This window comes from Rhizorhapis sp. SPR117 (assembly GCF_021742065.1).
The window spans coordinates 26,185-39,276 of sequence record NZ_JAKKIE010000013.1 but is presented as its reverse complement, the minus strand read 5'-3'; the positions used below and the strand labels follow the sequence as shown (position 1 = coordinate 39,276).

Genomic DNA, 13,092 nt, shown 5'->3' with positions numbered 1-13,092 from the left:
CAATGCTGCGTTCCGAATAGAGGGATATTTTATGGTCGATTGGCGACAGTATATCGAGGGCATAGCGTGGATGGTACGCCAGACAACGCTAAGGGAGAACAGTGCGAGAACGTCGGTATAATGGCGGTCAACGGCGCAGGTCGATGATGCCCAGCTCTTGCCACATCCACGTAAAATCATAGGTGGCCATCGCTTCGCCAGCCCCGGATTTTGCAGCTCCATTCTCTATATATTTGAGCCAGTCGGCCACTTTCGGTCGGCCTGCCTTCGTGCGGGCCAGAGCGCGTGGCGTCTTGTGCCCGAGGGCTGGCACCGCTTCATCAAGCGTCTTGGTATATTCGCGTGTCAGCATCTCATGAACGATGCGCTCCATTTCGTCCGGCGGGATATCGAGCGGCTCTTCCTGCGGAGCGCGGGCGTCATCGGCCATGAACTGGGCCAGAGTCCGGATTTCGGTCATAGGTGTGCTCACGCAATCACCAAGCCATTCGCTCATCTGCGCAATCACCTGTTCAGCGCGGGCGGCGCTGTTGACCTCAACGATCAGTTTGCGTCCCGCCAACTCGACATTGGCAAAAACGGGTGTGCCGTCCTCCATGGTTGTCACAAAAGCCTGCCCGCTTTTGGCTGCTTGCGGTTTCTCGGTTACCGGAGCCAGCCAGTTCCAGAAACTGTCGCTGGCAGGTTCGAGCCATTGTGCCGCGTTCAGCCTGCGAGCCACGCTCTTGCCGACGACACCCTTTGCCAAGGGAAAGACGATACGATGGAAGACAAGTTCATCGCCATCGGCATTGACCATTTTAGGCACGTTGTCGGGCATGGCCATGCCCAGACAATCAAGCAACCAGATATTGGTGAAAATCGGACCTGACGCTTTCAGGAGGGCTTCCCTTTCGGGAGGGGACAGTCTGCCAATACCTGGCCCATCGGTTTCAAGTTGGGAAAATGCCTCGATCACCCGTTCGGCGCCATCCGCGCTGAACGGCAGCAATGCGCCGGAGATGCCATAGCGCCCGTTCACATCGACTATCCGTGCGGCGATCTTGTCCCAGTTAACAAGGGTCTGCGTAGCGCTATGCTCGCGCACCGTGACCGGCTCAATATCACGCAGAAGATCCCGCAAGGTCATCGACTGGCCAGGCACGACTTCGCTGACTTCATAGAGCGACATCACCGTATCGCGCAGTGCGCGCATATAGGTCTTGTTCGGCGCCTTCTCGTTCCAGCCCCGACGCTTGAGATACTCATCGACGAGGTTAAGGCCGCCAGGCTCAAGTTCCTGTGTGAGCAAATCCTCAAAAGCACAGCCCCACAGCTGGCCTTCCCAATGGTTGCCGATGATGTCGAATATATCATCAGGCTCAAGATCAGTCGCCTCGCATGCCGGGCCAAGATGCGCGACCAGCATCTCGTCCATCATCTCGTCCCAGGGAGCACGCCTCATATACTTCATCAGTCCGGAGAGATCGTGAGCGGATTTCAACCTGGACATTCAGATAGGCCTTTCCACGCCGAGGCGGCGCATTTCGCGATAGATGGTTGATCGGCCGATGCCGAGTTGTCGTGCTGCTTCTGTCGGCGAGATACTCGCTTCGACCAGTTTGATAGCGGCATCCACCTTGGACAGGTCGAGGGGCTGACGCCCAGGTTGCTTGCCTTTGGCGCGGGCGGCCGCGATTCCATCCCTGGTTCGCTCGGAGATCAGCCGTCGTTCAAAGTGAGCGATGGCCCCGAACACATGGAAGATGAGTTCGCCGGGGGACTGTCAGGAATTTTGTGCGCGAGGCCGGTTTTCGTCATCAGATGACGAACCTTTCACCGAAGATTACGGCAAACTGGGTTTTTGCTTCGGTCCATTCGCGCGGCGGCCGTTTCCATTCCTGAGCCGCCTGATTAAGCACGAGGTATAACAGCTTCATCGCTGCGTCGTCACTCGGGAAGTGACCGCGAGTTCGGACGGCCCGCCTGAGCTTCGAGTTCAGCGCTTCTATCGCGTTTGTGGTGTAGATGATCCTGCGGATTGGCGCACTGAACGCGAAGAACGGGATTACCTGCTCCCAGTGCCGGCGCCAGCTCATGGCAATCGCCGGATATTTCTGACCCCATGGCCCTTCCTCGAAGGTCTCCAGCGCCGCCAGGCCAGCCTCGGCATTGTCGGCGCGATAGACGCTGCGTAGCGCCTGGGCGATCGGCTTGCGGTCCTTCCAGGACGCGAAGCCCATCGAGTTTCTGATCAGGTGGACGATGCATATGTGGACGGCCCCCTCCCTACAAGATTGACGGGCATAACTTTGAACCGATCGCTTGCGATCATATGTCCGGCCTCTGCGTATGCGGTCGCACATGACCGCGGGCCAAGATGGTTTCCGCTACGCGAGTTCCAAACAAGTCTGCGACCTTTGCCGGCCTGTGCATCGTACGGATTACCTCGCGTTTCGGATCGATCGGTCACCATCTGCTCGTTTCTTGCAAGTTCGGGCATCAGCTCAGCACGGCAGCCTTCTATAATTGCTCGCCGCGACTGGCAGATCTTTATGCCGTTCGGACATGAGCCGGTTGCATGCCACGGGCTCTGTATTCTTCGCCCGTCACCATCAGCTTCCATGCGACACGGGCGATTTTGTTGGCCAGCGCCACAGCCACCAGCTTTGGCGGCTTGCGCTTGAGTAGGTTCACGAGCCAGGGCGAAGCGTTCTTGCCGCGTCCGTCTCGAACGTGCCGGAGGAGAGCTGTCGCTCCGGCCACGAGCACGCTTCGTAAAACTTCATCGCCGGCACGGGTAATTACGCCGAGCCGGACCTTACCGGCGGTTGAATGATCCTTCGGTGTTAAGCCGAGCCATGCAGCAAAGTGCCGACCCGACTGGAAGCCTTTGGGTGCTGGCATCTTCATGACGAGCAGCGATGCGCCGATCGGACCGACGCCAGGAATTTTCGCCAGTCGCCGGCTGCATTCGTCGGCCCGGTGCCAAGCCATCAACCTCTCTTCAACACGGTCGATCTCAACCTGTAAGTGTCCGTATTCTCGCGCATGGAGGGCGAACAGTTCTCGAGCGAGTTCCGGTAACGTCTCATCGGCTGCGATACGCTCGAGGAGCGGCTCCACTTTAGATATTCCTTGGGCCGCGCTCAGCCCGAACTCAGCTGCATAACCCCTTATGGCATTGGCGAGTTGCGTGCGATTGCGAATCAACTGATCGCGCACGCCTACCAACATCAATGCGGCCTGACTGTCGACGCTCTTTATTGGGACAAATCGCATCGTCGGTCGGCTCATCGCCTCGCAAAGCGCTTCAGCATCGGCAGCGTCATTCTTGCCGCGCTTTACGTACGGTTTAACATACTGTGGCGGAATGAGTTTCACCTCATGTCCGAACGATTGCAGCAACCTGGCCCAATGATGGGATCCACCGCATGCTTCGATCGCTACAACAGTTGGTGGTAGTTTCTCGAAAAAGGCGATCATCTCCTTGCGCCGCAGCTTTTTGCGCAGCACGGGCTCCTCAGTCGCGTCGACGCCATGCAATTGAAAGACGTGCTTTGACGTGTCCATTCCGATGCGGGTAATCTGTTCCACGGACGGTCTCCTTCGCTTGAGAATCTGCAACGACCTCATTCTGGCACATCGATGCCGTATTGGGGGCCGTCCACTCCAACAAGTCTGAACGATGGTTTCGGGGAAGACGGCGTTGATCGCTTCCGGAAAGCCTTTCAGGCCATCGACGACTGCCATCAGGATATCGGCGACGCCGCGGTTCTTGAGTTCGTTCATCACGCGCAACCAGAACTTCGCGCCCTCGGTCTGCTCGATCCAGATGCCGAGGATTTCCTTCGTCCCGTCGGGCAGGATGCCGAGCGCGATGTAGACAGCCTTGTTGCGCACGAAGCCCTCGTCGCGGATTTTCACCCGGATCGCGTCGAAGAAGACGAGCGGATAGCAGGCATCGAGTGGTCGACCCTGCCACTCGCCGACTGCTTCCAGCACGGCATCGGTGATCGTCGAGATCAGATCAGGCGATACATCAACGCCGTACAGGTCCTCGAGATGCCCCCGGATCTCGCGCACCGTCATCCCGCGCGCGTACATCGACACAATCTTGTCGTCGAAATCGGGAAAGCGCCGCTGGTACTTGGCGATCAGCTTGGGATCGAACGTGCCGGCCCGGTCGCGCGGAATATCCAGTATCACTTTCGATGTGCCGGTCAGCATCGTCTTGCGCGAGCTACCATTGCGCCGATTTCCTGCTGCGCCTTCGGCGCTTTCGCTTTCCAGGTGATCGTCGAGCTCGGCCGTCAGCATCCGCTCCGACAGCGCCTTCTTCAACTCGTCGAGCAGACCGTCCTTCGCAAACAACTCCTGCGGATCACGCCCTGCCAGCAACTGGTCCAGCACTTCCTTGTCGATAGCCATATGATGGGTCCTTTCCATTCCATCTTATGGCCTCGCGCACAAAATTCCTGACAGTCCCTTCGCCGGCGGCCGATGAGGTGTCGATCTTTTCCTCAACGCTCAGAAGCGCGATGCCTTGGACACGCAGCGTCTCGACCGTGGCGAGTAGTTCGACGAGAGAGCGTCCAAGTCGATCAAGGCGGACCACCGCGAGCGTATCGCCCTTGCGAGCATAGGCGATCAGTTCGGTCAGACCGGGCCGCTCCATGCTCTTGCCCGACATGACGTCGGTGAACACCTTGATGGCACCGGCCTTCTCCAGACGCATGGTCTGTCCCGCCACGTCCTGATCGCCGGTGCTGACGCGAGCGTAGCCCAAAATTCCGCCCATGCCGTGCGTCTCCCAAACGGCCGTTTCGTGGACGTTGTGAAAGGCGACTGCTTCACCCATCCATATCCGTCCACATACTATGTCTCTTTACTCCTGCCTGTCCATAGCCCCAAATGACCTTTTGTGGACGGGAATCGGCATGGTGAAGCGCAAACATCAACTCCTGACCGAGAGTGAGCGCGATCAACTTCTCGCCATCCCGGCAGATCGGGACCGTCTGGCCCGGCTCTACACCTTCGAGCCCTCGGACATCGAAATCATCGGCCAGCGACGCGAGCGGCGGAACCAGCTTGGGGTTGCGCTGCAACTCGCCCTTCTGCGTCACCCCGGCGTCACGCTCGCTCAATTGATGCGAGACAGGGGAGCGATCCCCCATGACCTCGCCGTCTTCGTCGCGGAGCAAATGGGCCTGCGCGTAACCGATCTGGCCGACTATGCGGCGCGGGATCAGACCATGACGGATCATGCGCGCGAATTGGCGGAACGCCTTGGGGTGCGTGGCCCGATCCGCACCGATATTCCCTTCATGATCGAGGCCGCGACGAAAACGGCATGGGCGACCGACAAGGGGGTAACGATCGTGAGCGGTGTCATCTCCGCTCTTCGCGGGGCCCGGATTCTACTGCCCTCCTTCTCCACCATCGAACGCGCCAGCATCGCGGGACGCGCTCGTGCCCGCAAGCAAGCGGCCCATGCCCTGATCGCCAACCTCAGCGCTGTACAGGTCCGTGCTCTCGACCAGCTTTTTGGTGAGGCCGACGCTGGCGGCGTGAGTCAACTCACCTTGCTCAAGACGATTCCCGTTGCGGCCAAACCCGATCACATCCGGCAGATTCTCGACCGTTTGAGGCAGGTGCGGAAAATCGGCATTTCTTCAGACGTGGCCGATCGTATCCATGCGGATCGCTTTCGCCAATATGTCAGGGAGGGCCGTGCCTCTCCCGCCTATATGATCGAGCGATATACACCCTCGCGGCGCCATGCCACGCTGCTCGCCTTTCTGATCGACCTCGAAGAGCGGCTTACCGACAGCGCCCTGGAAATGGCGGACAAGCTCATTGGCGGGATATTCACCCGCGCCAGGAACGCCCAGGCACGCAACTATGCCGCCACCTCGAAGAATGTGGCACGGTTGATGCTGATCTTCCGCAGGACGATCGACGCGCTTACCGATGCGATCGATACCGGCGAAGATCCCATTGAGGCCCTGGACGCGTCGGTGGGATGGACGACCCTTTTGAGAGCCAGGCCGGAAGCAGCGACTATCGCGGAAATGGCCAGCCTCGATCCGTTGACGGTCGCGGCCGATCGCTATGCGACCTTGCGCAAGTTCGCCCCCGATCTGCTTGAAGCGCTGGAGTTCCGCGCCGGCAAGGGCAGCGCGAAGACGATCGCCGCCATTGAGATGCTGCGCGCGCTCAACAGCTCGGGCAAGCGCGATCTGCCTGCCGACGCCCCGATGCCGTTCCGCAAGGAATGGCGGAAAATCGTTGTGGGCGATGATGGCAAGGTCAATCGGCGGCTTTGGGAGATCGCCACGCTCGCGCATCTGCGCAACAAATTGCGTTCCGGGGATGTCTGGGTCGAGCGATCGGCGGGTTATCGCCGGTTCGACAGCTACCTGCTCAGCGAACCGAAGGCCAAGCCGGTCGTGTCGGCGCTCGGCCTGCCGTCGTCGGCGGACGCATGGCTGGAACAGCGTGGCCGTGAACTCGACTGGCGCCTGAAGAAGTTTGCCCAGCGGTTGAAGCGCGACGTTCTGGAGGGCGTCCGCTTCCGGGATGGCCGCCTCCAGATATCGCCGGTTCGCACGATCGCGACACCCGACGCCGAAGAACTGGCCGACCGGCTCGATGCGATGATGCCGCGCATCCGCATTACCGAACTGCTTCATGAGGTGGCCCAGGAAACCGGCTTTCTCGCGGCGTTCACCAACCTGCGCACCGGCGAGCCCTGTCCGAATGAGAACGCGCTGCTCGCGACAATCCTGGCCGATGCCACCAATCTCGGCTTGTCGCGCATGGCGACCGCGAGCGAGGGCGTCACGCGCGATCAGCTTCTGTGGACCCATGACACCTATATCCGCGATGACAGCTATCGCGCGGCGCTGACCGCCCTCATCAACGCCCATCACCGCCTGCCATTCTCGCGGGTCTGGGGCGACGGCACCACGTCCAGCTCCGATGGACAATTTTTCAGAGGCGCGAAGCGAGGCGCATCCGGCGGCGACATCAACGCCCGCTACGGCGTCGATCATGGCTTCAGCTTTTACACCCATAATTCCGATCAGCGCGCACCCTACCACGTCAATGTAATCTCGGCCGCGACGCATGAGGCGCCCTATGTGCTCGACGGCCTCACCAGCCATGGAACCGATCTCAGGATCGTCGAGCACTATACCGACACCGGCGGGGCGACCGATCATGTCTTCGCGCTGTGCGCCATGTTGGGCTTTCGCTTCTGTCCGCGCCTGCGGGACTTTCCCGACAGGCGTCTCGCGTCAATCGCCCCAGTGGCCGCCTATCCATTTATTGCCCCGCTGCTGGGCAAGCGCATCCGGACCGACATTATCCATGAACAATGGGGCGATGTGCTGCGGCTTGTCGGTTCGATCAAGGCTGGTCATGTTGCGCCATCGGTCATGTTGCGAAAGCTCGCCGCCTATGAGCGGCAGAACCAGTTCGACGTCGCGCTACAGGAAATCGGCAAGGTCGAGCGAACACTGTTTATGCTCGACTGGCTTGAAAACCCCAACCTGCGCCGGCGTTGCAATGCCGGCCTCAACAATAGCGAGCAACGCCATGCATTGACGCAGGCGATCTACACATTCCGGCAAGGGCGCATCATTGATCGCAGCCATGAAGCCCAGCAATATCGCGCATCGGGCCTCAACCTCGTCATCGCAGCCATCGTCTATTGGAACACGACCTACATGGACGCTGCTGTCCAGCATCTACGATCGGAATCGGTCGCGGCGTCCGACCACCTCCTTGCCCATACATCGCCGGTAGGCTGGGAACATATCGCCTTTTCCGGAGACTTTCTCTGGGATAGGGCTGCTGCTTCCGCTGGCCGCAAGGCCCTGAACCTGCCGCAAAATGCCCGCGTCGCCTAACAGCTCGGTGACGAAGTCGGTTTTTTAGCCCGGTCCGTGTCTATGCTGCGTCAGGTGCCTTCAGGGGTAAAAACGATGAGGAGCATGGCCTTTTCGCCCTCGAACTCGGCGATGAGCGCGGTGACGAGCACAACATCGGTCTGAACAACGAACAAGAACGCCTTGGATACACCCCTGGCGCCTTTCGGAGTGCCGCAACCGAACAGGGCGCGCATGAGAATGCCAAGGTTGAACCCGGCAACGTGGATCAGATAGCGCTTGTGAACATTCTCGCGCCCGCGCAGCCACGCGCGGCGCATGCCGCCGCGATCCAGGACATGGGCAAAGCTACGCTCGACCATCTCGCCACGCTTGCGCATCGCCTTGCGTCCGACGGCGGATTTCAGGCGAGACCGATTGGCGTAGACGGCCTTCTGGGCAGCCTCGTCGCCGTGCCAGCGCAGATATCCATTCGGCGGTGCCGGCTCGGCGATGCGCGTCTTCCAGATGTCGCCGTCGAGATCCTTGAGTATCTCGCGCGAATGATAGCCTTTATCGGTCACAAGACCGCAGGGATCCCCGGACGTCGGCGCCAGGCCAATGTCGGTGAGGTTGCGTGCTGCCGCCTCCAGCGTGGGGTCGAGCGTTGTCGTGTCGCCCTTGTCGGCCGGGTGGATCGGCGCTGCCACGATGACACCCGTGTCGAGATCGACCGCGTGTTCGGGCTTGTAGGCCAGGCGGGTCGAGCCGTTCTTCATCCGCGCGACCTTCGCGTCGGGATCGGTCTTGCTCACCCAGTCCGCGTTCGACAGCTTCTTGCCCTTGCGCTGGCGATCAAGCCGGACGAGGTCGTCGATCGTCGGCGTGTCGATGCCGCTCTCTTGCGCCATGCGCATCAGCATCTCGCGGTAGGTCTCGCCATTGTCACGCCGCACGATGGTGCGCAGCGCGGCGTTCGCCTCCATGGTCGAGCCATCGACGCCGATCCGCTCACCTTTCACCAGATCATGCCCGGCAACGAGGGCCAGCACCCAGCCGAAGATCTGGTCATGCACCTCGTGCGGCAGGCGGCTCCGCGTCTTCGACAACCAGCTATGATCCGGGACCTTGTCGCGGCTCGACAGTCGCAGGAACTCGCGCAGCGACAGCGAATCCGAACAGCGCCAGACAATCCCGCGTTCGCTGTCGATGCCCTCGAAATAGCCGATCAGCAGCATGCGGAAATAGCGGCCCGGCGGCAGCGACGGGGCTCCCATCCGCGGCGCATAATAGGGCTTGCACGTCTCCTCGACGAAGGCATCGAAGCCCGCCTCGGCCAGCAGCTTCTGGAGCTTGTCGTAAAAGGCGTGCCCCGGCGAACGCGGTATCTCCGCCCACGTCACGATCAAATCAGACTGGATCTCGCTATCCCGCCCCATCGCCATCGTCGCAAACCCGCCAGCCAATCCCACTGCCGCACTGAGACGTCATGTTCGGGGCGAGGCCGGTGGCTCGTCTCGCGACATATCGGTAGCGAGGGTTAGTCTATCGACCATGGCCTCAGACATGGGAGACGAGCCATGGATCAAGTTACAACATATGTTGGCCTGGATGTCAGCAAGAAGACGATCGCGGTCGGCATTGCCGCGGGTGGCGATCGAGGGGAAGTACGGTTTTACGGGAGCATCTCGAGCGCGCCCGATGCAGTCGCCAGGCTGGTCAGAACGCTGGCGACCCGGCATGCACGCATGGCCTTTGCCTACGAGGCCGGTCCGACGGGGTATGGCCTGCATCGCCAGCTGACACAGCTGGGATATCCTTGCCAGGTGGTAGCGCCCTCGATGACACCGGCACGTCCGGGCAGTCAGGTCAAGACGGATCGCCGGGATGCCGTGGTTCTGGCCAGCCTGTTTCGAGCGGGTGAGCTCACACCGATCTGGGTGCCTGATGCCGAACATGAAGCGATGCGCGATCTGATCCGAGCGCGACTCGCCGCAGTGGGGGCGATCCGCCGGACCCGGCAGCAGCTCCTTTCCTTTCTGCTGCGCCACGGCCGTGCCTACAGGACCAATGGCAAGCACTGGACCAAAGCCCATCGCCGCTGGCTCGGCGATCAGCGCTTCGATCATCCGGCGCAGCAGATCGCGTTCGAGGAATACAATCGCGCGATCGAGCAGGCGGAAGATCGACGCGCGAGGATCGAATGCCAGATCGAAGCCTTGTTGCCGGATTGGTCGCTGTGCTCCACCGTGGCGGCGATCCAGGCGTTGCGTGGGATATCGCTCATCGCGGCGGTGACGCTCGTCGCCGAGATCGGCGACTTCCGGCGCTTCGCCAATCCGCGCCAACTCATGGCGTGGCTCGGCCTGGTGCCGCGCGAACGCTCATCGGGCGCAACCCGCGCGCAGGGCAATATCACCAAGGCCGGCAATACGCGGGCGCGGCGCATGCTGGTGGAAAGCGCCTGGAGCTATCGATTGCCCGCGCGGGTCGCTGGCGACCTCCTGCGACGCAGCGCCAATCTGCCCGAGCCGGTCAGGGAGATAGGCTGGAAGGCGCAGGTTCGACTTTGTGCGCGCTACCGGCGCCTGCAACGGTCCGGACGGCCCAGGAATGTCGTCGCCGTCGCCATCGCGCGCGAACTCGCCGCCTTCGTCTGGGCGATCGCACTCAGGACACCGCCCCCAATGCAGGCAGCCTGATCAGCAAAAACTCAAACAAGGAAACCAGAAAGCAAGCCCATGCTGTGCAGCGTCGGGCGCGGCGGCCGGTCAGGGCAACCCTCGATCTGATTCTGCGAGCACGACCTCGCGACAGTTGAGACGGAGGAAGGCCCGAGACGAACCACGGTCCTGCGGTATCCAACCCGCGCATCAGAGTCTGATCAACCGTCGTCTCAATGCCGCCGCGTCCGACCCTGCACAGCCAAAATACCATCCCGCCGCCAAGGCGAACAAACGAACTCGCCTTCGGACTTGATTTCGAACATGAGAATCAGCCGCCGCCGACTTCGTCAACGGTCTGCTAAGCGTTCACTGATTGTTCGACCTTAGCGTTGTTTGGCGTACTTTTCAGGCTATGCCCTCTATCCGCAACGTCGTGCTGCTGGCGATGCCGCTGACGCTCGCTGCATGCGGAGTGAACACCGTCCCCACTAGGGAGGAAACCGCCAAGGCCAAGTGGGCCGATGTCCAGGCCGCTTTCCAGGAACGTGCCAATCTGGTGCCCAACCTCGCGGCCGTCGCCAAGGGTGCGGCCCAGCAGGAGCGTGGCATTCTGACCGGGGTAGTCGAAGCCCGCGCCAAGGCGACCAGCGTTCAACTCAAGGCCGACGACCTGACTGATCCGGTCAAGATGGCTCAGTTCCAGGCCGCGCAGAATCAGCTTTCGACTTCGCTCGGTGGCTTTGGACGCCTGCTTGCCAATGTTGAGGCCTACCCCGAGCTCAAGAGCATCACCAATTACCAGATGCTCCAAAGCCAGCTCGAGGGCCAGGAAAACCGCATCCGCGTCGCCCTGCGCGACTACAATGGGGCGGTGCAGAGTTACAACACGACGATCCGGACTTTCCCAGACATCGTCGCCGCCAGGATCATCTATGGGGCCAAGCCGATGGTGCCCTATCAGGCCGTGACGCCGGGCGCAGAAGTGGCCCCCAGCCTCGACGGCAAGATCTGACCGGAGAGCATGGCATGTTCGCCCGCACCGAGCGATCCTCGCAGTTTCGCTGGGCAGTATTGCTGCCAGCCGTGGTTCTGCTCGCCTGCTCCGTTTTCGCAACTCAGGCATTCGCGGAGCCAAAATTCCCGCAATTGTCTGGCCGGGTCGTCGATGCCGCGAACATCCTTCCGCCAGATGTTGAGGCCCGGCTCAACGACGAGCTCGCAGGTCTCGAAACGCAGAACGGCCGGCAGCTTGTCGTCGCCACGCTCCCCGATCTCCAGGGCTACGACATCGCCGACTATGGCTATCAGCTCGGACGGGCGTGGGGCCTCGGCCAGAAGCAGCTCAACAATGGCGTGATACTCCTCGTCGCCCTGAAGGAGCGCCGGGTGCGCATTGAGGTCGGTTACGGCCTCGAGCCAATTCTCACCGATGGGTTATCCAAAATCATCATCGAACGTGAAGTTGTGCCGAGATTTCGCCAGAACGATCTCCCCGGAGGCGTTGTTGCTGGTACCGCCGCCCTCATCCGCCAGCTCTCGCTGGACAAAGGCGAGGCGCAAGCACGAGCCCAGGCCGGCGACGAGGCCGCAAAACAGGCGAACGAAGGCTCCGCAATTGGCCCCGCCGGCCTTTTCCCCTTGCTGATTTTTGGCATTTGGGCGCTGATGGCGTTTGGCGGCCATGGCCATGGGCGGCGGCATCGCCACGGGTCTGGTTTGCCGATGATCCTTTGGGGTCCGGGCCCGGGAGGTCATGGCGGTGGCGGTTTTCGCGGAGGTTTTCGCGGCGGCGGTGGTTCGTTTGGCGGCGGCGGCGCATCCGGAGGCTGGTGAAATGATCTTAAGCGATGCCGAACACCAAAAGGTCGCCGATGCTATCCGCCGCGCGGAGACCAGCACCTCCGGCGAAATCTACTGCGTCTTGAACGAGGCGGACAGCTACTATCCGCAGGTGGCGCTCGCCTGGGCCGCCGCCATTGCCTTGCTCGTGCCCTATCTCCTCTGGCTGTCCGGTATTGATATCGCGATGTTGATGTCCCCGGGTTGGAAGCCCGGTCACGGTGAAGACCTTGCGACCATCGCCTATCATCGTCTTGGCCTCACTTACACTGTTCTGCCCATCGCGTTGTTTATCCTGACATATGGCTTCACGCTGGTGCCGCCGGTTTCGCGGCTGCTCACGCCTCGGCGTGTCAGGCGCCAACATGTCCATCGCGCCGCGCTCGAACAGTTTCGAACCAGGGGCTTGTCCCGAACCGCCAATCGCACCGGCGTGCTCATCTTCGTATCGCTCAGCGACCGGCAAGCGGAGGTCGTGAGCGACGAGGGGATCTATGCGAAGGTGCCGCCCGAGACCTGGAGCGATGCGACAGCCGCCGTTATCAACGGCATCAAGCGGAACGAGATCGCAGCTGGATTGGTGGACGCCGTTGAATGCGTCGGGGCATTGCTTGCGGAGCATTTTCCTCAGAGTGCTGACAATCTCAACGAACTGCCTGACAAGGTCGTCGAGCTTTGAGGCGATGTGAGGGGATTCTGTTCGCCGCCGAACGCCCCGGAATGACGCTTTGCGC

Annotated in this window: 10 protein-coding genes and 2 pseudogenes; 5 read left to right on the top strand and 7 right to left on the bottom strand. The window is 61.2% G+C overall.

What is annotated here, in order from left to right:
* Positions 1-127 precede the first annotated feature (127 nt).
* The 6 genes and pseudogenes from L3X40_RS07200 to L3X40_RS07175 all read right to left on the bottom strand — a co-directional run bounded on the left by L3X40_RS07200 (position 128) and on the right by L3X40_RS07175 (position 4,840).
* The gene (locus L3X40_RS07200; RefSeq protein ID WP_237365021.1) at positions 128-1,492 is read right to left on the bottom strand and encodes a hypothetical protein; all 1,365 of its coding nucleotides are present in this window, start codon (positions 1,490-1,492) and stop codon (positions 128-130) included.
* Positions 1,493-1,756, bottom strand: a pseudogene (locus L3X40_RS07195) (recombinase family protein); the annotation flags it as partial. It abuts the gene before it with no gap.
* A 43-nt stretch (positions 1,757-1,799) separates the two neighbouring features.
* The gene (locus L3X40_RS07190; protein WP_272907929.1) at positions 1,800-2,345 is read right to left on the bottom strand and encodes a transposase; all 546 of its coding nucleotides are present in this window, start codon (positions 2,343-2,345) and stop codon (positions 1,800-1,802) included.
* 187 nt (positions 2,346-2,532) lie between these two features.
* Positions 2,533-3,576, bottom strand: a complete 1,044-nt coding sequence (locus L3X40_RS07185) for an IS110 family transposase (RefSeq protein WP_184071039.1) — start codon at positions 3,574-3,576, stop codon at positions 2,533-2,535.
* 78 nt (positions 3,577-3,654) lie between these two features.
* A pseudogene (locus L3X40_RS07180) lies at positions 3,655-4,410 on the bottom strand (IS256 family transposase); the annotation flags it as partial.
* A complete protein-coding gene (locus L3X40_RS07175; protein WP_445177164.1) occupies positions 4,364-4,840 on the bottom strand; it encodes a recombinase family protein in 477 nt (158 codons plus the stop codon). The pseudogene L3X40_RS07180 and the gene L3X40_RS07175, both read right to left, overlap by 47 nt.
* Positions 4,841-4,919: 79 nt before the next feature.
* On the opposite strand from L3X40_RS07175, the gene L3X40_RS07170 reads away from it, so the two are divergent.
* Positions 4,920-7,895, top strand: a complete 2,976-nt coding sequence (locus L3X40_RS07170) for a Tn3 family transposase (protein ID WP_237365020.1) — start codon at positions 4,920-4,922, stop codon at positions 7,893-7,895.
* 50 nt (positions 7,896-7,945) lie between these two features.
* Here L3X40_RS07170 and L3X40_RS07165 read toward each other — a convergent pair whose 3' ends face one another.
* Positions 7,946-9,298, bottom strand: coding sequence for a transposase (locus tag L3X40_RS07165; RefSeq protein ID WP_237365019.1), 1,353 nt, complete (start codon positions 9,296-9,298; stop codon positions 7,946-7,948).
* 135 nt (positions 9,299-9,433) lie between these two features.
* Between L3X40_RS07165 and L3X40_RS07160 the strand changes: the two genes are divergently transcribed.
* From L3X40_RS07160 to L3X40_RS07145, 4 genes are all read left to right on the top strand, one after another.
* A complete protein-coding gene (locus L3X40_RS07160; RefSeq protein WP_237365018.1) occupies positions 9,434-10,555 on the top strand; it encodes an IS110 family transposase in 1,122 nt (373 codons plus the stop codon).
* A 376-nt stretch (positions 10,556-10,931) separates the two neighbouring features.
* Entirely contained in the window at positions 10,932-11,531 is a 600-nt protein-coding gene (locus L3X40_RS07155) for a LemA family protein (RefSeq protein ID WP_237365017.1), read from the top strand.
* Between the two features lie 14 nt (positions 11,532-11,545).
* Positions 11,546-12,352 (top strand): TPM domain-containing protein, encoded by an 807-nt coding sequence (locus L3X40_RS07150; protein ID WP_237365016.1) that lies wholly within the window; start codon positions 11,546-11,548, stop codon positions 12,350-12,352.
* Positions 12,273-13,037, top strand: coding sequence for a TPM domain-containing protein (locus L3X40_RS07145; protein ID WP_237365060.1), 765 nt, complete (start codon positions 12,273-12,275; stop codon positions 13,035-13,037). Before L3X40_RS07150 ends, L3X40_RS07145 begins: the two co-directional genes overlap by 80 nt.
* Positions 13,038-13,092 lie beyond the last annotated feature (55 nt).